We start from the raw sequence: 21,965 nt of genomic DNA, 5'->3' as shown, positions 1-21,965 counted from the left end.
CCGGGAGCTCACCGCTCCCGGCCTTTTTTGTTGCGCAACGAAATTTACCCCTCAATCAACGCACTCAGGTGACTTTGGTCGGATGATGACCTATCACCTCTGGTCGAGCGGCAAATGTCGCAAACAAGATTCATAGAAACGGAAAAAGACGAAAATGCAGCAGGCCCAGAGCGATCAGCGTCTCGAAGAAATGATGCAGAAAATTCAAACCGGCAGCTTGCGGATGACAGAGCAGGAGGCGGTGGTTATTGCCGGACAGCTCTATGGCCGCGGCAAGTATAAAGAAGCCGAGACGGTTTGCCGCCAGCTGATCGCGCATAAGCCGAAGATGACCGATGCGCACTCAATCCTCGGTGTGTCGCTTCATGCGCAAGGCAAGGGTAAAGAGGGCGTCCAAGCGCTGCGGCAGGCGGTGAAGTTCGCGCCTAAGATTGCCAGCTATCACTCCAATCTTGGGGAAGTGCTGCGCCAGCAGGGCAATCTGGCCGATGCATCGGTGACACTTAAAGAAGCCGTTGCGCTTGATCCCAAGAATGCACAGGCACATAATAATCTCGGGATCACCCGTTTCGAGGCCGATGCGGTGGAAGATGCGATAGTTTCTTATCGCAAAGCGATTGAATTGCGGCCCGATTTTCCGGAAGCTTACAACAATCTCGGCAACGCGCTGCGTCGTAATGGCGACCGCGAAGGTGCTATTGAAGCGTATCAGAATGCATTGGCTCAAAGGGAAGTCTATCCTGAAGCCTATAACAATCTGGGTACGATGCTCCGCGAATTGGGTAAGCTCGATCAGGCAGAGCATGCGTTGCGCAAGGCCATTCAGCAGCGCCCGACCTATGTCGATGCACTAAACAACCTGGCAGCATTCTACGCCGGTAAGGGTGAAGATGTTGAAGCGCTGCGTCAGCTTGCCGAAGTGCTCAAGATTGCGCCAAAGGACAAGCGGGCTTTGACGCTGACGGCACGCATTCAGCAGCGCCGCGGCAATGATGTGGCTGCAGAACAGGCAAGCAAATTCGTCTTGCGCGATGATCCGGAAAATGTCGATGCTTTGATAGTTCTGGGCACGCTGGCGCAAGAGCATGACAAATATGACGAAGCGCTCAAATATCTGGAAAAGGCCGTTGAATATGGCCCCAAAAATGCAGAAGCCATCAATTATTACGGCGTGACACTCAAGTCGGTCGGCCGGTTGGAAGAAGCGCGCGAGCAGCTTCTGTATGGACTTGAGATCAATCCGAACATGTATGGCGCCTATGCCAATCTGAATGATCTGGTCGACTTCTCGAAAGAGAAGGATCTGTTCAAGCAGATGGACGACATCATGAAAGACCCGGCGGCGGTTTCTGAAAGCCAGCAGATTCCCCTTCATTTCGCTTATGCGAAAGCGCTGGATGATAACAAACGCCATAAAGAGGCGCTTGAACATTATATTGAAGGTGGAAAGCTCAAACGGGCGACGCTGAAATATGATCAGAAAGAAACCTTCAAGTTCTTCTCGGATATCAAAAAAGCGTTTCCGGCAAAGATTTTCAAGGATCGGCCGTTTGAAGGCAGCAATACAGACCGCTTGCTGTTCATCGTTGGTATGCCGCGCTCAGGCTCGACCCTGGTAGAGCAGATCATCTCCAGCCATGATCAGGTTTATGGCGCCGGCGAAGTAAAATACCTTAGCCAGGGTATCCACAAGTTGCGGGATCGCTTTCCTTCCCTCTCGGTCTTCCCCGAGATGGTCAAGGAATTGCGCGAGCCGCAGTGGAAGTTGCTTGCGGGCGGCTACGAAGAGGCAATGTTCCGCAATGCAGGCGACGCCAAGCTGGTCACCGACAAGCTGCTGACGAACTATTTCTTCATCGGGATGATCCATTTGCTGTTCCCGAATGCAAAGATCATCAACACGCGCCGCAACCCGATCGACACATGCCTGTCCGGCTTCACGAAGCTGTTCAAGGATGACATGCCGCATAGCTATGATCTGGGTGAGCTTGGACGGTATTATCGCCAGTATGATGCCTTGATGAAGCATTGGGAAAAGGTCCTTCCCAAGGGTGTGATGAAGGTCGTCAATTATGAAGATATTGTCGAAAACACCGAAGCTGAGGCGAAGAGCGTTATCGACTTCATCGGCCTGGATTGGGACAAGAAGCTTCTTGATTTCCACAAGTCCTCGCGCCCGGTGAAAACCGCCAGCGTGGCGCAAGTGCGCCAGCCGATTTATAAAACATCGATGAAGCGCAGCGAAAAATACGGCGCCGGACTCAAGCCGCTAATCGATGCAATCGAAAAGAGCTGATGGGGCTAAAGCAATATTGAAATGCAAAGGGGCGGTGTGAACCGCCCCTTTTTTATGACCAGACCAAATGTACCGATCATGCTATCTGCGCGTATCATGGCCCGCAGCGCCACTCGCTGGCTGATTGTCGCTGTAGTTGAGAGCTCTGTCCTCAACCAAGCGAATGCTGCGTATGGCGCTTCTGGTTCAACACAGGGTGCCCAAACACGAATTGTCGCCAGAGCATCCTAACGTATCAGACCTCTGGAATGAGCGTGTTAAATAGCCTGTCCGCGCGCGGCAAACATGTCCATGTTCGGCCGGATGGGCGAGACGTCATAGCCCGCGCCGGCAGCCTTGCTTGCAACCTCCTCGGGATCTTTGCCCATCAATGCCTGGGCGAGCGACCAAAGCAATGTCGAGCGTGTGCCAGAGCGGCAATAGGCCAGTACCGGACCCTGTGCCTCACCCAATGCAGCGATCATGGCATTCACTTGCGCTTCGCTGAAGCCGCTATGGGTGATGGGGATGGCTGTATAATCCATCCCGGCCGCCCGAGCAGCTTGCTCAATGGCAGCGCTTTCGACCTGATCATCTGCTTCGCCATCGGGGCGATTATTGATGATCATGGCGAAGCCGGCCTCCTTCGCCGTTGCTACATCGTCCAGCGAAATCTGCGGGCTGGCATACATCGTATCGGTAATTTTGCGGAAGTCGGCCATTATGCGGCTCCTTCTTGTAACTTGAGCTTACGCTTGCGGCGCTCGCGCTTGAAAATGTTGAGCGCTTCGACTGCAACGGAAAAGCCCATGGCGGCGTAAATATAGCCTTTGGGCACATGGAAGCCAAAAGCGTCGGCTATCAGAACCAGTCCGATCATCACCAGGAATGCGAGAGCGAGCACAACCAGAGTGGGGTTGTTTTCGATAAATCGCGCCAGCGGATCGGCGGCGATCAGCATGATGCCGACGGTTATCACGACAGCCGTGACCATGATGGGCAATTCATCGGTCATGCCGACGGCGGTCAGGATCGAATCGATCGAGAACACCAGATCCAGAGCGATGATCTGTACGATCGCGGTGGTGAAGGTGATTTCGGCGATGCCCTTGTTCTGATCCAGCAATTCGCCCGAATCATCTTCCGGCTCCATATTGTGATGGATTTCCTTGGTGGCTTTCCACAAGAGGAAGAGGCCCCCGACCAGCAGGATCAGATCACGCCCGGAAAATGCCGTTTCAAAAGTCGGCGCGCCATGCGGCCCCGGGGCGCCTTCAAGGCCGAGATCGAATAAGGGCGTCTGCAATGTGACCAGCCAGCCAATCAGAAACAGCATGGCAATCCGCATGATCAGCGCTAGTCCCAAGCCGAGACGGCGCGCCTTTGATTGCTGATGTTTCGGCAGTTTATTGGAGAGAATCGCGATAAATACGAGATTGTCGATGCCAAGCACGACCTCCAGCACGATCAGCGTAAAAAGCGCCGCCCAGGCGGCGGGGTCCGATAGCAGGGCGAGTATTTCCATGAATCGATCATTGCCGCAGCAGGCTGGCACTGGCAAGTGGGATGCGCATTCGGGAAGCGCTTGAATAACTGCCACAAAGTAGTAACTTTTATTCGTTCGCTAATACGGCGATTCTACGTTATAAAGGGTTACTGACAGAGGCAGGGAAGGGTCCTTAGCTTCCATTCGGCGCGATTTCGCCCGCGCGCCCGAGTGTTTTTGATGCAGGGCGAAGCGAAGGTACGTTCGGTTCATGGGTTATGATAGAGGCCGTCGCGGTCGGGGTCGCGACAAGCGGGATGGATTTGGCGAAGAGACGTTCGATCCGTTCTCCGGTGGCAATTCTGATCGGTTCGGCGGCAATGATCGCTGGAGTGGTGGGGGTGACCGCTTCGGCAATGACGATAAATTTGGTGGCGGCGGTAATCGCGGCGGTGGCTTCGGCGGCCCGCGCGGCGGCGGCGGCGGCGGCGCTCCTCGTGGCGGCGGCGGCGGCGGCGGCATGCCAGCTCAAGTTGTCGGCACCGGCCAGGGCAAGGTAAAGTTCTTCAACACGCAGAAAGGCTTCGGCTTCATTCAGCGTGATGAAGGCGGCGAAGATGTCTTCGTGCATATCAGTCAGGTGGAACGCGCCGGGCTGGAAGGTCTTGCCGAAGGTCAGGAATTGCAGTTCAATCTGGTTGATCGCGGCGGCAAGGTGTCCGCAGCCGATTTGCAGGTGGTTGGTGATGTAATTCCGGTTTCGGAACGCTCCGGCGGTGCCGCTGGAGCTGACAAGCCGCAGCGCGAACTCACCGGTGAGAAGGCCAAGGGCACAGTCAAATTCTTCAACAGCACGAAGGGTTTTGGTTTCATCACGCGGGACGATGGCAAGGAAGACGCCTTTGTTCATATCAGCGCGGTGGAACGCTCAGGCATTTCGAGCATCGAGGAAAATGACCGGTTCGAATTTGATCTCGAAGTTGATCGACGAGGGAAATATTCGGCCGTCAATCTTGTGCCCGTTCAAGACTGACAGACCTTTTGCAAAGCCGGTTGTTTGATCGGCTTTGCAGACCATTTTAACGGTTGCGATGGCGGTCCTGCGGGGCCGCCATTTCTCTTTCCTGCGTTTATTATCGAGATTTTGTGAAGGAGCCAGTCATGGCGATTACTCCATTGATGCCCGTTTATCCCCGGTGTGATGTTCGGCCCGTGCGCGGCGAACACTGCCATTTGATTTCGGAAGACGGCACGCGATATCTCGATTTTGCGGCCGGTATCGCCGTCAATCTGCTCGGGCATTCACATCCTGCCCTGATTGGCGCGATCCAGAAGCAGGCAGAGACATTGATGCATGTCTCCAACCTCTATGGCAGCCCGCAGGGTGAGCGCCTCGCACAGCAGCTGGTCGACAAAACTTTTGCTGACACGGTGTTCTTCACCAATTCCGGCGCTGAAGCTGTCGAGACGGCGATCAAAACCGCGCGGGCCTATCATCAGGCCGTCGGGAATGACGAAAAATATGAACTGATCACGTTCAACAACGCCTTCCACGGTCGGACGATGGCGACCATCAGCGCCTCCAATCAGGAGAAGATGCATAAGGGCTTCATGCCCCTTCTGCCCGGCTTCAAATATGTCGATTTCAATGATCTCGACGCAGTGAAGGCGGCGATCGGCCCCAATACGGCCGGTTTCCTCGTTGAGCCGATTCAGGGCGAAGGCGGGATTCGGGTGGCGGATGAAAGCTTCATCAAGGGCCTGCGCGCGCTGGCTGATGAGCATGATCTGATGCTGGTATTTGATGAAGTGCAGACCGGGGTCGCGCGGACGGGCACGCTCTACGCCTATGAGCAATTGGGCGTCACGCCTGACATCATGGCAACAGCCAAGGGCATCGGCGGCGGTTTCCCGATGGGGGCCTGCATGGCGACTGAAAAAGCGGCCCGTGGCATGACTTTTGGCACGCATGGCTCGACCTATGGCGGCAATCCCCTGGCCATGGCCGCAGGCAGCGCGGTGATGGAAGTGGTCACGAATGATGAATTTCTGGGTGAAGTTCGCGCCAAGGGCGAAAGACTGCGGGCACGTCTGGAACAATTCATCGGTAATTACCCGGAGTTGTTCGACAGCGTGCGGGGCATGGGCCTGATGCTCGGCCTAAAAATGAAGAGCGAACCGCGTCCCTTCATGCAGCATTTGCGCGACAAGCATCAATTGCTGACTGTCGCTGCGGGTGATGGAACCCTGCGTTTGTTGCCCCCGCTTGTGATTGGCGATGCCGAGATGGACGAATTTTTCGACAAACTTTCGGCGGGCGCGGCGGATTATGAGCCGGAGGCACCGAAATGACCAATCTGAGGCATTTTACCAATTTGTCCGACGCGGGCGGTGACACAGTGGCGGCGATGATCAATGATGCGATCGACCGTAAGGCAGCCCGTTCCACCTGGCCCAAGGGGCGCAGCGATGCAGACGCTCCGCTCAGCGGACATGTTCTGGCGATGATTTTCGAGAAAAGTTCGACCCGTACGCGGGTGAGCTTCGATATCGCCATGAGGCAGCTGGGCGGCGCCGCGCTGGTCCTGGATTCCGGGACCACGCAGCTTGGCCGGGGCGAAAGCGTTGCCGATACGGCGCGCGTCCTCAGCCGCATGGCCGATGCAATCATGATCCGGACTGACGATCACAGCAAGATCGAGGATATGGCGCGTCACGCAACCGTGCCCGTCATTAACGGCCTCACGGATCTGTCCCACCCATGCCAGATCGTTGCTGATCTGCTGACCATCGTGGAACATGGCAAGGCATTGCCTGGGCTGGAAGTCGCCTGGCTGGGCGATGGCAACAATGTGCTCAGCTCCATTCTGGAAGCCGCGGGACTGATGAAGTTCAATGTCCGCGTGGCAACACCCGAAGGATATGACGCGGATGAGGCCTTCATTGCTGCCGCACGGGAGCGCGGCGCGACGATCACCTGCCACCGCAATGCCGAGGACGCAGTACGCGGCGCAGATATCATCGTTACGGACACCTGGATTTCGATGGGACAGGACCATGCCGAAGCCAAATTGCGCGCGATGCAGCCATTTCAGGTTAATTCGGCGCTGATGGCGCAGGCCAAGCCTGATGCCAAATTCCTGCACTGCCTTCCCGCTCATGTCGGCGATGAAGTGACGGAAGAAGTGTTCGAAGGGCCGCAATCGGTCGTTTTTGATGAGGCGGAAAACCGCATTCACGCGCAGAAATCGGTACTTTTGTGGTGTTTTGATAAGTTATGATGTGGTGGCAGGCTTAAAATTTCGGGCCTGCCGCCCATATTTGCTGCGATGACCGAACAATTCGACCCCAAAGAAGAAACCGGTTTTGACCGGTTGTTACATTTCACCCTGCCGGAACGCGATGCACGCGGACGTGCCGTACGCCTTGGCCCTGTGCTTGATCGCATTCTGGGAGCGCATGATTATCCTGCTGCGCTCAAACATGTGCTGGCGGAAGCACTGGTGCTGACCGCGTTGATGGGCAGCCTGCTGAAAGGTGAGGGCAGCCAGTTGACCATGCAGGCTCAGACAGAGGACGGCGTGGTGGATCTGCTGGCGTGCGATTATCGCGACGGCGAGCTGCGCGGTTACGTCCAGCATGATGAAGAACGCTTTGCCGAGCTTGGTGCCAATCCAACGTTGGAGGCGCTGTTCGGCAAAGGCTATCTCGCGATTACATTTGATGATGCCACTACTGGCCAGCGCTATCAGGGCATCGTTCCGCTCGAAGGCGGATCATTGTCCGAGGCTGTAGAAGCCTATTTCATGCAGAGTGAACAGGTGCCGACCCTGATCCGGACAGCTGTGCGGGCCGGAAAAGATGGTACTGTAGCGGGCGGCATCCTGTTGCAACATTTGCCGGAAGGCGAAGAGGGGCGCGAGCGGTTGCATGTCCGGTTGGACCACCCCGAGTGGGAGCATGTCGCCGTGCTCAGCGGATCTATACGGCATGAAGAGCTGGTCGATCCTGCCTTGTCGATGGAAGCTTTGGTCTGGCGCCTGTTCCATGAGGAACAGGAAGTGCGTGTGGAGGCCGGTGCAGGCCTGAGCCGTGGCTGCCGCTGCTCGATCCTGCATTTTGAGGATGTGCTGTCGCGTTTCCCGGCTGAAGATCGGAAGGATATGCGAGACGAGCGAGGGATCATTTTGGTCGATTGTGCATTCTGTTCTCGCGAATTCGAAATTCAGGATTAAACGCCTCGTCGCAGCTGAGGGGCATTTTGCCTAATGCTGCAAATCAGGTATATACAGATTATGAGCCATTTTCGGTCCACCACCACGCGCATGAAAATGCGTATTGTCGGCGCTGTTGCGCTGCTTCCGGCGGCTGCTTTGCTTGCGGGGGCCAGCCCGCTTGCAAATGTCTCCCTGTTCAAAAAGGTTGAGCATGGCGAGTGGTCCCTGCGCATCCGCGAAGGCGGACAGGACCGCAAAGTCTGCGTGCGCTCGGGTGAAGAGCTTGTGCAGATCCGCCACAATCAGCCGGGATGTAATCAGTTTGTGGTGAGCGATGAGCCGAATCGCGCGATCATTCAATATACGTGCCGCGGCAATGGCTATGGTCGGACGGAAATCCGGCGCGAGCGGTCAGGGCTGATGCAATTGCAGAGCCAGGGAATTCATGATGGAGTGCCCTTTTCGATCAGCGCGGAAGCGCGCTACACCGGCAGTTGCTAAAGGCTTGTTTTCTGCCTGTGCCATGCCTAGCCGACAGATATGAGTGAGCCTGTGTCCTCCCCCCGCCCCTCTGCTGTGATCCTGCTTTCGGGCGGGCTTGATTCGATGGTTTCTGCCGCTCTTGCCAAGGAGCGGGGCTTTGATCTTTATGCTCTGACGATCGATTATAATCAGCGCCATCGTTGCGAGATCGAATCCGCTGAAAAGATTGCGGAGAAGTTGGGGGCAAAGCGCCATGTCGTGCTGCCGCTGGATCTGCGGCGGTTTGGTGGTTCTGCGCTGACTGACGATTCCATCGATGTGCCGAAGACCGGCGTTGGGGATGATATCCCCGTAACCTATGTACCGGCGCGAAATCTGGTGTTTCTTTCGCTCACTCTGGCCTGGGCCGAGACGGTCGGGGCGAGCGATATCTTTATCGGCGTGAATGCGCTCGATTATTCTGGCTATCCCGATTGCCGTCCCGAATTCATTGCCAGTTTTACCGAGACGGCCTGTCTGGCGACCAAGGCTGGCGCGCAAGGTACGGAATTTTCGATCCACGCCCCGCTACAATTTCTGGGCAAGGCAGAGATCGCGCAGGAAACGCAGCGCCTCGGGCTGGACCCTGCATGGAGCTGGTCCTGCTATGATCCCACGCCGGACGGGCTTGCGTGCGGCGAATGTGACAGTTGTCGCTTGCGGCTCAAGGGTTTCGCGGATGCCGGCCTGACCGACACCGCACAATATGCCCGCTAAGCGGGATCAAACTGCTGTTACCTCGCCGCAGGCAATCCGCGCGCCTGCATCTCCGGCGGGATCAGTCTTGTAATCATCGGCACCGGCGTGAACGACTATGGCGGTGCCGTCACTATCGAGAATATGGCGCATCGCTTCGGCTGCGGGTTCGCTCAGGGTTGCGGAGATCGTTCCGGTGCCATTGGCCGCCACGTCGATATTCGGCAAATCGCCCAGATGCTTGCCCTGGGGGTTCAGACTACCATGCTCATGATCTTCGGGATTGAGGTGTCCGCCAGCAGATTTGAAGTCCGGCGCAATGCATGATCCCACTGTGTGGAGATGCAGACCATGTTTGCCCTCCGGCAGTCCGGCAAGCGCCACCGTGATGCGGGCCTCGTCACCTGCGCGATAGATTTGCGCCGTTCCCGCCGGCAGACCATTCGCCTGATAGAGCGTCGCCTCGGCAAGCCGGCCAGCGTCCGGATTGCCCATCGTCTGGCATGCAGCCAATGCAAAGGGGAGCGGGGCGATTGCGAGTAAGGCCTTGACCGACATCATGATTTCTCCATCCTTGTTTTCACTTCAACGATGGTGATGCGTTTTTGCTCCTCAGTGATATGGTGGCGCGTCAGCCGCTTTACTCGCGGGGGAGAATTGCTGCGTCCCGCAAGGCACCGATGAGGGCAGAGAGGGTGGCGCGTGCCTCCATATCCACCGTGTCACCGCCGATCGGCACTGCCGGTGGGGCTGTCCGGTGCCAATCTTGATCATAATGCAGCACCTGTCCGGCTGCACGATCGAGCAGGCGCATTCCGTTGCGCGGCGCATAGAACATCCATGCTCCATCCTGCCGGACGGCAATCTGACCTGGCTTGTCTTCCCACGCGCCGGAAGGCTGCCCAGACACCAGCCAGCTTTTGCCTTCTTCTGCCAATTCAGGCGGCGAAGCGCGTTCTCCCTCCACGGCCATATGCAGCAGCAGGTCCAGCCGGGAAAAGGCTTCATTGACGAAGAATTCCTTCTCAGCCTGTCCGCTGAAAAGCAGCGGCAAGCCGAAACGTGAAGTGGTGGAAGTGAAGGTTACAGCGTCTGTCATGATACGCTCCTGATCGTGATTTAGAGATGAGTGAGAAACAGAGCGGGAGAGGGCAGGGTATCGCCAAACTGGCTCACGCTCAGCGCTGCGCCTGGGTATGTGCTGCCCAGATCGGCAAGCGTGGCGGCAGAAAGCCGCAACTGCGGCGCTGAAACATCCCACCAGGCCAGCGGGCTTTCAACGGGGCCGAGCATCACGCGGTAGCGCTCGTGCGCTTCATGCAGAGGTATGGTTCCCACGGGGAAGCTGTTTGCCGTGCTCCGGCTCCGGCGGGTCCAGCGCAGGATCAGCGTGCCATCGGTCTCGGTATAGGCGCGCGGGTGGACCGGCGACAGCGGGCGCAATGAACGGAGCGGATCGTTGATCTGCGACAATATCGCGGCGGTATCTCCCGCGCCGGCCGCAACCAGTGACGCTTCGTCGAGTGGCTGTATCTTTGCCGGGTCCAGCAAGGTCAGTCGGTCGTCCAGCAAGGCGAAAGCTGCCCCTGCATCCTGGCCTTGTAGCGCGATCGCTTCACTTCCTGCCCGGCCGCGCAGCAAGCCGGACAGGCGCCAGATGCCACCTCCCTGATGAACAGCGTGTCCAAATTGCAATATTTCGCCGCCGCACCATACGCGGTTGGCCCCCAGGGCCAGAGCCTGCGGCGTCGCATCGGCGAGCAGCAGATCGGGGGCCACCAATTGCACATCCAGCGAACTGTTCGCCTCCAGCCGCACTGCGCGGGAGGGAGGGAGCGGGGAGATGGTCGTGCCCATGATCGCGCGGCGAGATTGGCTAAAACCTGCCGGCGACAGAACGCCCTGATATTCGGCATGCAGGGCGGCGCCGCGCCAACCCGGTGCTTCGGCGCTGAGCGCTGCCGCGATCAAGACATCCTGCGGTGACCCTTCACCATTCCATGGCAGGCCGAAAGCGATCATCTGTGTCGGGCGTATCGGCAGATCGACCGGCGCGGCATGCGATCCGCTATCCCCCGGGGCGCTATATGTCTGCGAGGGGCCCACTTTCGTGAGCAGCATGTCCACGCCTTCACTGTGCCATTCCCATTCATCCAGACGCCACAGGCCGTCATTGTCGGGCACGCGCAGGATCATGCCAGGGCGGATCGCAGTATCGACGCTGGCCACCCGCCAGGCGAGCCGTTCTGCCGCCAGTCCCCGGCGATGCGACGTTTGGTTCAACAGGGCGCGCGCATTGGCCGCTGTCAATGATCCGGGGAATTCCATGATTGTTGGCGCTCCGCTTTCCACCCGGCCATCGCTGCGCTGCATGCTCGGTTGATAATCGCGGGCCGGATCATAATAACGCAGTCCACTCAGCCGTTCGCCCGGAGCCAGCTGGCGGATATGGCGTGCGCCGCTATCGGGGGCTGCGGCATCGCTGCTATCTGCCCGTGTCGCCTCATCCAGCATGGCCGCACTGGTGGGGATATTATCGCTGGCTGCCAAGGTCAGGCCGCTTGCGGAAACTGTGCAGCCCATTGGGAAGAGCGGTGCCAGATCGCGCAGTGCCGCATCGACGCCGCCCTGGCTTTGGCTAAAGCCGCTTAAACCGGGAAGGGGCCGCTCATCCGTGACCGGTTGATCCAGTGGGGCGCATAGTTCCGCAAGACTCACCCCCGTTTCATCGGCGATAATTTCAAAGCTCAGCGCGGGGATGCGATTGCCGAAATCGCTCAGCTGCAGGGATTCGAACACACAATAGGCAACGCCGCGAAAGGCGGGCGTCTGACCACCCCGATCAGCGGAAATGAGCGGGTCGGGCAATTGATCGCCGAAACCGGGATATATCCTTAAGCTGCCTCCGGTTTTGAGATCCCCCTCTGACCCGCGCAGCAACTGCCCATCGGCCCAGATCCGCCCGACGCCGGTGATCGGCCGGCTGGCAAGCGCGACTGCGATGGAAACGCAATAGCCACTTTGATCCTCATTCGGCGTCAGATCCGTCGCCCAGATCAGCGTGCCGCCCGCCCGCATTGTACCGAAATGCCGGGCGAGTGGCGTGCCGTAGCTGGAACGGGTCAGCGCAATATCCTGCAAGGCGGAATTGTTGCCCGACAGGCCGATTGTGTCACTTATCTGTTGCCCGATCAAAGCACCGATAGCACCGCCAAGCGGACCACCTAATGCGGTGCCGATGCCGGAAAGAACCATTGTTGCCATAGGAATATCCTCAGGAAGCGTGCCAGCGCCGGATCGCCGGCCAGGGGAGCGGGGCGGGGCTTTCAACGACGCGGCCCACCCCCGCATGTGCGTGAATGAAACTATGCGGACCGGCGGCAATCAGCAGATGTAATTGCAGCAAGTGACTGCGCGTCAGCCAGATTTCCCCGGCGCGCTGCACCCCGGTTGCCCGATGCAATCCAGCCTGCTCCGCCACCGCCAGCCACGGCGTGACATCGCTCTGTCGCAGCCGGTAATCGGGAAGTGTTGGTGTATCGTCTCGCGTGCTTCGCAAGGCGAACAAGACGAGTCCCAGACAATCCAGACCGATCTGCGGATCCCGGCCATGAAGACGAAACGGACTGCCAAGCGCACTCCGCGCCGCCTGAGCAATCGCGGCGCCATTTGCATTGGTCACAGTGCCGCCGGGCCGCGCAGAAGATAATCGTTTCCGGGCAGGAACGGTTCGCCCTGAAAGTTTACGAGATTGGCGAATCTCTCCGCGCAGGTGATGGCACGGTGATCGCAGCCCTCGCGCAGCAGGACGCGCAGGCCGGTCGTGCTTTCCGGGTACAACGCGCGGTCCAGCAGCAGGGCTGTGCCATCAACTGCGGTGATATTGGCGCTCAGCCCGGCCTGCGGTCCATCGATCCAGCGAAGCGCGCCTCCGACCAGCAGAGATGGTTCCAGAGCCTGCACAAGATGCACGGCGCTGCGGTCGTGATCGTGGCTGGCGACCTCTGCCTCATGGGTAAAGCGCGTGGCACTCAGGCTGCAACCCGGACCGCAGAAACGCGCACGGCAAAGCGGTGAGGTGTGCGGTACGTCGCCGCCCGTAAGCGCTTGTTTCGCAGAGAGCATGCTGACCGAAAACTGCCCGTTTTCCTGCGCGATCTCCCCCATTGCACCGCGATAGAGCACGGCTCTATCCAAGCTTTCCCAATCGACCAGACCCATTATCAGGGTCGCGCCATCAAATCGGCCTTCAGCCAGATCTTGGGCGGAGATTGAATCATGGCTGATCGTACCGCGCATGTCGGCACTGTCTCCGTCAAGCGCTGCGCTGCGCCGAATTGCAGAAGGGATCATCCCAGGGGCCGCGCGATGCGTTACGCCGTCAAAATAGAGATCCCGATCGTGGCTGGTAAAACCCAGCGTCACCCCGTCACGCCGGTGAAGACGCCAGAAATGCGCAACGCTTTCCAGCTCCTGCATGAAGAAAGCCCGGCTCACGATACATTCTCACGAATTTCCACCAGCGGCACGGAAGGTGCCTCCCCGGCGGTGAAATTCACGCCCGTTATGTCGAGCCGGTCTTCGGCAAAACGAACCGGCACATCGAACAGGAAGCCCGCGCGAATCACCGCGCCTTCGGGCGGCGTATGGGCCAGTGTGATCCAGCCGCCTTCTTCAAGTTCAAAGGCGCTTTGAACACCGTCGACGCTGACAGACACCGTGTCGGCTCTGGGGCGCGTGATCCGGCGGATTTGCGGCTCATCACCTGACCCATAGCGCTTTATCAGGGGGAAGCGCGCGATCTGGCCATCACCAATGGCAATCACCTGATCAAGCATGGTCGGCAAGCCGTTATGGATGTGGGAACTGTGATCAAACGGATCGGTCAGGCGAAAGCCGCGCGCCGCACCGCGCCGTGCGCGGAAGAAAGCGATCAGCACGCGCAGGTCATTTTCCGAACGGATGCCAGGGCCGACATCGAAATGCATCCGGGCATCGCTCCACAGGCTGTTACGGCGTTCATGGCCCGACGCAGTCACCACCACACTGGTTGAAAATTCAGGACTGACACTGGCATCGAGCCCGAGCGGAAGCGGATAGGTCAGGTCGTCAAAGGCTTGCATCGTGTGATCCTCAGCCGGTGTAAAAAGGGTAAAGCCGTCGCGGGTGATCTGGGGCAGCGCCCAGACGAAGCGCTGCGTGATGCCGCGTGCGGCGGCCTCCTCCAGCCCTGCTGTGATGCGCGGCCAGAAGGGTTCCGCATCCGCTGGATCGAGCACGAAGCCCGCGAGATAATCCTGCTGCTCCACGGGATAGGACAGCCGCGCGTTGACGCGGTGATAGGCATCCCGCCGCAGTGCATCGGCCCCGGCCGTCAGCCAGTCATAATCTTCCAGTTGCAGCCGGTCGAAAGCGGGGGAAGCCCAGCCCGTCGGCAGATTGGCGCGATAGAGTTCCGGCATTTCAGGATCGAAGACGGTGGGCGTGAAGGTAAGCAGCAAAACCTCACACTCTGCCTCGCCCGTAGCGCTCCGGACCGCATCGCGCAGCGCAGCAGTGGAGGAAGCAAGCAAGGCACCGGCGTCATCCAGCAATTGCTTCTGCGCCTCATCAAGCGGCGCGCGCATATCTGTAATCTCGGGCGGATTGCCCCCCAGCGCGGTACGAGAGGCATCGTCATACAGGCAAATCCGCCCATCACTTGTGACCCACCACCAAGGCTCCCCGATCTGGAACAGCAGGGGCAGCTCTTCGGATGCGGCGAGGGTGACAAAATGCTGCGCAGCATTCTTGAGCCACTGCATCGCTTGCGGATGCGCCGGGGATAGCAAGGCAGAGGGTGGTTGCCAGCCAGTGAGCGCGGCCTCACCATCATATGTGCGTTGTTGCCATTCCTCAGGGCAATGTGCGGCAAACAATTCATAACTAAGGGAAATTATCGGCTGCAGGGCGTGTTTCTTGCAGGCCTGAAAAAAGGACTGGTGCCATAATTCGGCTGGCGTGCACAGCGCGCCCGAAGGATCCGCCAGCAGCTTCGTGTCACTTTCTGCCAGACGGAAAAAATGGCTCATCCCGCAATAGTGAATCAGCCGGCCACGATAGCCGAGACCGCGCATGGTCCGGAGCAATCTCTGGGGCGTCTGATTGTAACTGTCATCATAGGCGGTCGCCATGCCGATGTCGTGCGGGGGGACCATGACATCACCGATGCGCAGCATGGCATGATGCCCTTCACAGCGGATGTCGCTGAGCTCCGCCCAGCCATTCACGCGCGCGGGCAAGGGGGCAGCGGTATCCGGGTCATATCCCGCCGGGGCGAGGGAGATAAACATCCGGTCGATATCCGCGGGGTTTACCGGCGCGCCGCTCTCACTGCTCCAGCCGCTGGCAAGGTCGGAGAAGGGGAGGCGGATGGCGGCATCCTCTCCGCTCCCTTCGGCATAATTCCACAGGCGAACATACCATTGCGTCGCCGCGCCCCCCTCATCACGTCCTTCGATGGTCAGCGTCGGCCCATTGGCTGCATCGAGCGGAACGAGGCCGGAGGATCGCCAGCGGAAGGACAGGGTCGTGCGGCTGTAATCGCGCAGCGTATCATAGGCGAGCAAGGGGTGATCCAGCCGGTCTTCACTGTCCCAGATCAGTCCCGCGAGATCGTTCTGATTGTGAAATTCGCCCTCCACGCGCAGCGCGTCGGGTGCGGTCGTGACCACGGCGGCCATGACCGGACGCGGAAAGTCGACAGTCCAGAAACGTGGGTCGAAACGCTGAATGAAGTCATGCGTCTGCCCCTCGCGGGACCGGGCGAGCCAGAATGCCATGGGTACCTCCTAAGTTTCGATGAGTGCGCGGCGCAGGGAACTGGCGAGCTGACGGCTGGAACGTTGCAGCGCGGTGGGGGCATCGGTCCCGCGCGGCGCGGAGAGCTGCACTGCCACTTTGACATTGCGCGTCGGGGCGCTGGCGGTTTCAACCCGGCCGGCACTGGTGGGAACGAAGACTTCTGGCCCTCTTTCGCCGACCAGATAGGGGTGCTGCGGGCTGACTGGGCCACCCGTCGCCCGGCCAGGTGCGCCGATCAGGGACGTGAGCGCGGATTGCACCAGCGTGCCGAGGCCGCCGCTACCCGTTCCCGAAACGGGGCCGCCAAACTGAATTTTCAGGGCTTCTGCGGCAATGAATTCCAGCGTCGACAAGGCAACCTGTTTGAGATCGTCAAAGGCCAGATTGCCCTGACGGATTGCAGAAAGCAGGCTTTTTTCCAGTTTTGCGCCGGCGGAGCCAAAGCCCGAAAACGTGCCGTCCACATTTGCGCGCAACTGCTGCATTTCCTCGCGAAAGCTCTTGGTTTCCGCCTCCACCGCAATGGTCAAAACCTGTGTGTCGTCATCCATCATCCATTCCTTTCAGCAGATCATCCAGCTCCGTCCGGCTCAGCGGCGTTTCTGTTGGCTCGGCGGGTGTGAGGCAGGCCGCCAGTTCGGCAGGGGTAGAATCCCAGAAATCGCGCGGATGCCAGCCGAGCAGGCGCGGCACGGCACCCGCCAGCCGCAAGGCGGCATCGCCAAAGAATCGTGGAGGTGCTGGGCTGGCTGATCCTGCAGCTTCGCTGTCCGCGTTCATCTGCCGCCCTGGCAGATCTGGGCGAGCACGATACGCAAGGCGGGCAGGCAATTGGCGAGGCCTTGCTGAAGGATTGCCTCGCCCAGTTTCTCAGGCGTCAGGCCGTCTTTCTCGCGCAGGCAATACCAGAACAGCACCATCATGTCGTTCAGCGAAAGACGACCTTCGCCGGCCCGTTCCACCACCGCAAACAGCGGCCCCAGCTCCAGTTCGGCGGCCACCAGCGCATCGAAGCTCGGACGCAATGTATATGCGGTGCCGTCGATCATCAGACTGGCTTCTCCGCGCAGCGGATTAGCGCGGCGTTTTGAACCCGCGCTCATTCAGGCACCGTGGCGATTGGGGTTACAGGGCCGGAGCTTTCGAGGGCGAGTGTGTAGCTACGCTCCCCATTGTAATCCCCGGCATAATCCAGCCGCTGAATCAGGAAGCGCCCGCGCATTCTTGCGCCGTCTTCGAAGGACAATTCGTACTCCGCCAGCGTTCCGGCCAGGGCATGGGTGCGGATGGTTTCCTCCGCCGTGCTGCCAAGGAAAATTCCGGCAGCGCTGACCGAAACCGACCGTGTTCCAGCGCCGGACAGCAATTCGCGCCAGCCACCCGATTGCTTGTGCGTGATGGCGACGGGATCGCCATTGATACTCATCTGCGTGGTGCGCAATCCCGCAACGGTGGCGTAAGCGGGGGGCTGGGCGGCATCACTGATTTTGAGAAGGAAGGCGGAGCCTTTTTGGGCAGTCATGCGGAATCTCCATAGGCTAGACAGCGGAAGCGATATTCAAGCAGCACTGCGCGGCGATTATGGCTGCGCTGCTCGGCGCGGGCGCGCAGGAAACGGCAATTGATGATGCGAAAAGCAGGCCTTTCGCCGAGCGGTTCTGATGAGAGATCGGGCGGAAAGGCGGCGATGCGTTCCTCCACGGCAGTGACCAGATCGGCGGCACTGAGCGGGTCATCGCCGCGTGCCTGCAATTCCAATGCGATGCGGATTTCCCGCCCGGCCCGATCCTTGGTGCTCCAGTCCGTACTGGCGCTGGCGACCAGGCCCAGCCAGGGCAGGCTGGTGCGGTTGGGCGCCTCCTCCGCAATGGCATTGAGCGCGGCCAGGGCCGGATCGGCGCGCAACCATGTGATCAGCGCCGCGCGTAAAACTATTTCCATGATCTCTGCTCCTCGAACAGATCGGGCCACAGGATCGCGGCGCTGCGCCAGTGCAGTTCATCCTTCGCGCTGCGCGGCGGCGTATATTTTAGGGCGATACGGGCGGCCTTTGCCTCCAGCCGGGCGGCCAGCGCGGTGATGGTGGTGGGGCGTGCGGTCAGCACAGGGCCAACCTTCGCCACCCCTGCCACAAGGCGGTGACCGCCGCCGGGATGGGACGATCCAGCTCATTTTCGCGCGCCCGATAGAGATGCGCGACCAGCCGCAAGGTGCCCTGACGCAAGGCGGCTGGAAGCGCAGACCAGTCAGCCGCTATTCCGGCGGTGCAGCGGATGGCAAGGCGATCGTGATCATGGGGCGAGGCTCCGGAATGAGACAGGCGGAAGCGCGCGCTTCCGTCAGCCAGCAGATCCAGTTCGTAATCCTGCGCGGAAACAAGACTGCGGGTATCATCCGGCGCGACAGATTGCAGCCGGTCCGCGACCTGCACCGGACGGGTCGCCAGCATGTGCCAGCCGGGGCTGGCCGGATGGATTTCTTCCCATTCGGTTTCGATCAGGCACTGGCCGGTGAAATGCTCGCCATAATCGAGTGCAGCCTGCAGCAGAGCGAGCAACTGGCCATCCTCGGCAGAGCCCGTGATGGCCAGCCAGTCTTTGCAATCGGCAAGGGCCACGCCGGACAGGTCCGGCGCAGTGAGTAATATGCGCATAAGGGGGCTCCGATGGAGAAGGGGCCGGCGGGGGCGCGGCGAAAGAAGCGGGGAGGATGCGTGAAGGGAGAGGGGGGAGCGCATCCTCCCCGCTGGCAATGCGGGCCGGAGGGGGAACCCGGCCCGCCGCGATCAGGCTTCGATCTTCAGCAGTTTGATTGCGCTGCTATCAAGCACTTGCCCGCCCACACGTTTGGTGGCGTAGAAATGGACGAAGGGCTTGTTCGAATAGGGATCGCGGAGAATATTGGTCGCGCTGCGCTCCGCGATCAGATAGCCGGCGCGGAAATTGCCGAAAGCGATGGGGAATGCGTCTTCGGCAATATCGGGCATATCCTCCGCCTCGACCACCGGATAGCCGAGCAGGCGATCGGGCTGCCCTTCGACCAGACCCGGCTGCCAGAGGAAGGCACCATCGGCGGTTTTCAGCTTGCGCACTTCGGCGAGGGTGGAGGAATTCATCACCCAGCTCGCGCCCTGCCGGTGGCCCGCCTTCATCGTGTGGACCAGATCGATCAGGCGGCTTTCCGGATTGCTGCCAAAGCCGCTGTCGCTGCCCGAACCGACATATTGCAGCGTGCCGAAGGGGCGCACCGCATCGCCTGCCATGGACATTGGCGCGGCGAGGAAGCCCTTGGGCTGGTTGACCCCGCTCCCCGAAATGAAGGCCGAACCCTCGGCACGGGCGAATTCCATCGCAATTTCACCCGCCAGCCATTGCTCGAGATCGAAAGCGGCATCGTCCAGCATGGCCTGGCTGGCGGCGGGGTTGGCGTAAAGTTCACCCGTCGGCGGTGCGATTTCGGCGAATTCGGGCGTGTCGGTTTCAGGCCGCCCGGCGGTTTCGCTGACCCAGCCCGAGGCCGTGCCGCCAGTGGATACGAGCTTGCGATAACCTGCACTGCCGGTTTGCACCACTTGTGCGAGTTGGCGGATCGGGCTGATTTCCATCACTTCCCGGGCGATCAAGGCGTCGATTTCCCGCGGCACGGCATAGCCGCCATCCTTGGGCACCGCGCCAGTCAGCGATTTGATCTCGCTTTCGGACCCGCGGCGGAGGAAGTGCTGGACGAAGCTTTTCACTTCGGCGCTTTCGCCGGTACTGGACAGGGCCGGACGCGCAGCAGCACGGCTGACGCGGTCGAGCCGGTGTTTCACATCGTCGACATCCTTGCGCAAGGTGCCGATCGCTTCCTCGGCCTTGTCCTGGCGGGCGACGATGTCGAAGCTCTGTTCGATCGGGGGCTCAGAATTTGGAATGCTGGAGGCAGGATTGAGTGCGGGGGATACATCCATGAAATTCACCTTTCGGGTGGTTGGGGAAGGGAACTGGGGAAGGGCGGCAGACAGATTGGCCGCGCCAAGCGGGTTCATTCGCTCCAGTGCACGCGGGCGAGCGGGTGCATCGGGTCGGTGACGAGGCTGATTTCAAACAGCTCGATCTCGTCGAGCCAGCGTCCACCGGCGCAGCGGCGGAAACGGCGTGCGCGATAGCCGAAGCTGAGGCCGGACGCGGTGTGCCGACTGAGCGCTGCTGCGGCGCGTGAATGCGGCGCATCGATCCTTGCGATCACGCGCAATCCGCGCGCATCTTCGGCCACATACTCAGCCCAGCCGATGCACTGATCGCCCCGATGCTGCCACAGCAGAGGAAAGGGGGTGGTCCGCTCGGCCAGACTGCGGGCGAAGGCACCGGGGCTGATCCGATCGCCCATGCCATCGGGCAGATCGAACACAGCGGCGTAACCCGCCAGACGGCCTGCCTTGAACGGCGCGTTCATGTGAGGCTCCGCGTCAGGCCCAGCCGCACCGCAATGCCGACCAGCAACAAGGCCAGGCATCCGCGGATCAGCCAGTCCATGACCGCTTTCCATGCGCCTTTCTTCGCATCGCGCCAGGCGCGTAACAATTCACGCAATTCATCGATGTCGTCGCGCGCACCATCATCGGACAGGCCCAGCCGGGCCAGCGCGCGCTCAGCGCCCATTTCGCTGGCTTCCTCGATCATGGCGCGCAGGGTGAGCAGGCTTTCCGGGGTGGCGGTGGTCGAGATATTCTGCGTCATCAGCCGGGCCAGCATTTCCGTGCGGTTCATGGGCGGGCTCCCTTGATGGTCTGGCCCCTGACCGGCTGGCCTTTCTCAGCCAGGCCCAGCAGGCTGCGCTTCTCGGAGGCACTGAGGAAATCAGCCCCCGAAACCTGCGCCCAGAGCTTTTCGCGATCCTCCGACAGGGCGGGAATACGGTCGAGATCTACCGTCAGCTCCAGATCAGCGAACTGCCCCTCCAGAGCCTGAGTGAGAGCGGCGAGGATCTTGTCCGCCAGAGGCAGAATGGTCAGCCGCCAAAGCGCGCGATTGGCCTCGCGATAATTGGCATAGGTGTTGTCTCCCGGCAGGCCGAGCAGCATGGGCGGCACGCCAAAGGCCAGCGCGATGTCCCGTGCGGCGGCGGATTTCAGCGTGGCGAAATCCATATCGGCGGGCGACAGGGAAATCGGCTGCCAGCGCAGCCCCCCTTCCAGCACCATCGGTCGCCCGGCATTTTCCCCGCCCTGGAACAGTGCGGTTAGTTCCTGCCGTAGCTGGTCCATCTGCGCTGCGCTCATCGGGGCATGATCGGCCTGTTCATGCACCAGCGCGCCGGATGGCCGCGCCGCATTTTCCAGCAAGGACAGGTTCCAGCGCGCGGCGGCATTATGGATCGCGACCGATTGTTCCGCCGCGTCCAGCCCGCCGGCACCATAATGGTCATCAACCGGGTGGAAACTGCGGATGGGGACGATATCAGGCCAGCCCTCGGCATTTTCGAGCGCGAGATCGAGCGCGGTATCGCCCGCGCGGTAGCGATAGGCACGCGGCCATCCATCGGCATCCGGCACCACAGAAACCCGTTCGGGCCGGAGGGCGAACAGCTCCACCGGCTGCGCCTCGGCATTGCGCAATATCTGCACATAGGCATTGCCATGCAGCAGCATCTGCGCCGCCAGTGTTTCCAGCAAGGGCTGGCCCGCGCTGCGCGCGGTGATCAGGCGGCGCACATCATCATGCGCCGTTTTCAGCGGCACCGTGCCCAGCGCTTCGGCCACAATCTTGACCGCGCGCTGCGCCACCGGATTATCGCAAAAGGCGCGCCTAGCGCTTTGGGCATAGGTGGGGCGCGCCGCCGCATAGGGCACGCTCCAGGGGGAGAAAAGCGCACCGGAAACAGGCGCGCGGGCGCTCGCCCCGCTTTTGAAAGCGGTGCGGAGCCTGTCGAGCAGGGCCATGGACTT

General features: G+C 60.2%; 26 protein-coding genes. 7 read left to right on the top strand and 19 right to left on the bottom strand.

Features of this window, described 5'->3' with window-relative positions; translation table 11 throughout:
* Nucleotides 1-154 precede the first annotated feature (154 nt).
* Entirely contained in the window at nucleotides 155-2,296 is a 2,142-nt protein-coding gene (locus GRI91_RS07080; RefSeq protein WP_160735900.1) for a tetratricopeptide repeat-containing sulfotransferase family protein, read from the top strand.
* A 257-nt stretch (nucleotides 2,297-2,553) separates the two neighbouring features.
* Here the strand turns inward: GRI91_RS07080 and GRI91_RS07075 are convergent, their stop codons facing one another.
* Entirely contained in the window at nucleotides 2,554-2,997 is a 444-nt protein-coding gene (locus GRI91_RS07075) for a protein tyrosine phosphatase family protein (protein WP_160735899.1), read from the bottom strand.
* Nucleotides 2,997-3,800, bottom strand: a complete 804-nt coding sequence (locus GRI91_RS07070; RefSeq protein WP_160735898.1) for a TerC family protein — start codon at nucleotides 3,798-3,800, stop codon at nucleotides 2,997-2,999. The genes GRI91_RS07075 and GRI91_RS07070 overlap by 1 nt, the downstream gene beginning before the upstream one ends.
* A 232-nt stretch (nucleotides 3,801-4,032) precedes the next feature.
* Between GRI91_RS07070 and GRI91_RS16250 the strand changes: the two genes are divergently transcribed.
* The 6 genes from GRI91_RS16250 (at nucleotide 4,033) to queC (ending at nucleotide 9,217) form a co-directional block, all read left to right on the top strand.
* The gene (locus tag GRI91_RS16250; RefSeq protein ID WP_160735897.1) at nucleotides 4,033-4,794 is read left to right on the top strand and encodes a cold-shock protein; all 762 of its coding nucleotides are present in this window, start codon (nucleotides 4,033-4,035) and stop codon (nucleotides 4,792-4,794) included.
* 128 nt (nucleotides 4,795-4,922) lie between these two features.
* Nucleotides 4,923-6,113, top strand: coding sequence for an aspartate aminotransferase family protein (locus GRI91_RS07060; protein ID WP_160735896.1), 1,191 nt, complete (start codon nucleotides 4,923-4,925; stop codon nucleotides 6,111-6,113).
* Nucleotides 6,110-7,042 carry an ornithine carbamoyltransferase gene (gene argF / locus GRI91_RS07055; protein ID WP_160735895.1) on the top strand — a complete coding sequence of 311 codons (933 nt, stop codon included), beginning with the start codon at nucleotides 6,110-6,112 and terminating at the stop codon, nucleotides 7,040-7,042. Before GRI91_RS07060 ends, argF begins: the two co-directional genes overlap by 4 nt.
* Before the next feature lie 48 nt (nucleotides 7,043-7,090).
* Nucleotides 7,091-7,996, top strand: a complete 906-nt coding sequence (gene hslO / locus GRI91_RS07050) for an Hsp33 family molecular chaperone HslO (protein WP_160735894.1) — start codon at nucleotides 7,091-7,093, stop codon at nucleotides 7,994-7,996.
* A 60-nt stretch (nucleotides 7,997-8,056) separates the two neighbouring features.
* A complete protein-coding gene (locus GRI91_RS07045) occupies nucleotides 8,057-8,479 on the top strand; it encodes a hypothetical protein (RefSeq protein ID WP_237437703.1) in 423 nt (140 codons plus the stop codon).
* A 39-nt stretch (nucleotides 8,480-8,518) separates the two neighbouring features.
* Complete coding sequence (gene queC / locus GRI91_RS07040) at nucleotides 8,519-9,217, top strand: 7-cyano-7-deazaguanine synthase QueC (RefSeq protein ID WP_160735893.1); 699 nt, start codon at nucleotides 8,519-8,521, stop codon at nucleotides 9,215-9,217.
* Nucleotides 9,218-9,223: 6 nt separating this feature from the next.
* Here the strand turns inward: queC and GRI91_RS07035 are convergent, their stop codons facing one another.
* From GRI91_RS07035 to GRI91_RS06955, 17 genes are all read right to left on the bottom strand, one after another.
* The gene (locus GRI91_RS07035; protein WP_237437702.1) at nucleotides 9,224-9,757 is read right to left on the bottom strand and encodes a superoxide dismutase family protein; all 534 of its coding nucleotides are present in this window, start codon (nucleotides 9,755-9,757) and stop codon (nucleotides 9,224-9,226) included.
* A gap of 79 nt (nucleotides 9,758-9,836) precedes the next feature.
* Nucleotides 9,837-10,295 carry a DUF2793 domain-containing protein gene (locus GRI91_RS07030; RefSeq protein WP_160735892.1) on the bottom strand — a complete coding sequence of 153 codons (459 nt, stop codon included), beginning with the start codon at nucleotides 10,293-10,295 and terminating at the stop codon, nucleotides 9,837-9,839.
* 20 nt (nucleotides 10,296-10,315) lie between these two features.
* The gene (locus tag GRI91_RS07025) at nucleotides 10,316-12,460 is read right to left on the bottom strand and encodes a phage tail protein (RefSeq protein WP_160735891.1); all 2,145 of its coding nucleotides are present in this window, start codon (nucleotides 12,458-12,460) and stop codon (nucleotides 10,316-10,318) included.
* Nucleotides 12,461-12,470: 10 nt separating this feature from the next.
* The gene (locus GRI91_RS07020) at nucleotides 12,471-12,878 is read right to left on the bottom strand and encodes a peptidoglycan endopeptidase (RefSeq protein ID WP_160735890.1); all 408 of its coding nucleotides are present in this window, start codon (nucleotides 12,876-12,878) and stop codon (nucleotides 12,471-12,473) included.
* Nucleotides 12,875-13,693: a baseplate hub domain-containing protein gene (locus GRI91_RS07015; RefSeq protein ID WP_160735889.1), complete on the bottom strand. Its 819-nt coding sequence runs from the start codon at nucleotides 13,691-13,693 to the stop codon at nucleotides 12,875-12,877. The genes GRI91_RS07020 and GRI91_RS07015 overlap by 4 nt, the downstream gene beginning before the upstream one ends.
* On the bottom strand, nucleotides 13,690-16,017 hold the full coding sequence (locus tag GRI91_RS07010) for a DUF2460 domain-containing protein (protein WP_160735888.1): 2,328 nt from the start codon (nucleotides 16,015-16,017) through the stop codon (nucleotides 13,690-13,692). Before GRI91_RS07010 ends, GRI91_RS07015 begins: the two co-directional genes overlap by 4 nt.
* Before the next feature lie 9 nt (nucleotides 16,018-16,026).
* On the bottom strand, nucleotides 16,027-16,590 hold the full coding sequence (locus GRI91_RS07005; protein WP_160735973.1) for a tail tape measure protein: 564 nt from the start codon (nucleotides 16,588-16,590) through the stop codon (nucleotides 16,027-16,029).
* Entirely contained in the window at nucleotides 16,583-16,819 is a 237-nt protein-coding gene (locus tag GRI91_RS07000) for a phage tail assembly chaperone (RefSeq protein ID WP_160735887.1), read from the bottom strand. The genes GRI91_RS07005 and GRI91_RS07000 overlap by 8 nt, the downstream gene beginning before the upstream one ends.
* A complete protein-coding gene (locus GRI91_RS06995) occupies nucleotides 16,816-17,142 on the bottom strand; it encodes a gene transfer agent family protein (RefSeq protein ID WP_160735886.1) in 327 nt (108 codons plus the stop codon). Before GRI91_RS06995 ends, GRI91_RS07000 begins: the two co-directional genes overlap by 4 nt.
* Entirely contained in the window at nucleotides 17,139-17,561 is a 423-nt protein-coding gene (locus GRI91_RS06990) for a phage major tail protein, TP901-1 family (protein ID WP_160735885.1), read from the bottom strand. The genes GRI91_RS06995 and GRI91_RS06990 overlap by 4 nt, the downstream gene beginning before the upstream one ends.
* Nucleotides 17,558-17,980, bottom strand: coding sequence for a DUF3168 domain-containing protein (locus GRI91_RS06985; protein WP_160735884.1), 423 nt, complete (start codon nucleotides 17,978-17,980; stop codon nucleotides 17,558-17,560). Before GRI91_RS06985 ends, GRI91_RS06990 begins: the two co-directional genes overlap by 4 nt.
* Nucleotides 17,971-18,144, bottom strand: a complete 174-nt coding sequence (locus GRI91_RS06980; RefSeq protein WP_160735883.1) for a hypothetical protein — start codon at nucleotides 18,142-18,144, stop codon at nucleotides 17,971-17,973. The genes GRI91_RS06985 and GRI91_RS06980 overlap by 10 nt, the downstream gene beginning before the upstream one ends.
* Nucleotides 18,138-18,692 (bottom strand): head-tail connector protein, encoded by a 555-nt coding sequence (locus tag GRI91_RS06975; protein WP_160735882.1) that lies wholly within the window; start codon nucleotides 18,690-18,692, stop codon nucleotides 18,138-18,140. Before GRI91_RS06975 ends, GRI91_RS06980 begins: the two co-directional genes overlap by 7 nt.
* Nucleotides 18,693-18,824: 132 nt before the next feature.
* The gene (locus GRI91_RS06970; protein WP_160735881.1) at nucleotides 18,825-19,988 is read right to left on the bottom strand and encodes a phage major capsid protein; all 1,164 of its coding nucleotides are present in this window, start codon (nucleotides 19,986-19,988) and stop codon (nucleotides 18,825-18,827) included.
* A gap of 74 nt (nucleotides 19,989-20,062) precedes the next feature.
* On the bottom strand, nucleotides 20,063-20,473 hold the full coding sequence (locus tag GRI91_RS06965; RefSeq protein WP_160735880.1) for an HK97 family phage prohead protease: 411 nt from the start codon (nucleotides 20,471-20,473) through the stop codon (nucleotides 20,063-20,065).
* Nucleotides 20,470-20,787: a DUF6127 family protein gene (locus GRI91_RS06960; RefSeq protein ID WP_160735879.1), complete on the bottom strand. Its 318-nt coding sequence runs from the start codon at nucleotides 20,785-20,787 to the stop codon at nucleotides 20,470-20,472. The genes GRI91_RS06965 and GRI91_RS06960 overlap by 4 nt, the downstream gene beginning before the upstream one ends.
* Nucleotides 20,784-21,959, bottom strand: coding sequence for a phage portal protein (locus tag GRI91_RS06955; RefSeq protein WP_160735878.1), 1,176 nt, complete (start codon nucleotides 21,957-21,959; stop codon nucleotides 20,784-20,786). Before GRI91_RS06955 ends, GRI91_RS06960 begins: the two co-directional genes overlap by 4 nt.
* Nucleotides 21,960-21,965: the final 6 nt, after the last annotated feature.

The organism is Altericroceibacterium endophyticum, assembly GCF_009827595.1.
Taxonomy (GTDB): Bacteria; Pseudomonadota; Alphaproteobacteria; order Sphingomonadales; family Sphingomonadaceae; genus Altericroceibacterium; species Altericroceibacterium endophyticum.
The sequence above is the reverse complement of the archived record's forward strand: the minus strand, read 5'-3'. Positions and strand labels throughout refer to the sequence as shown.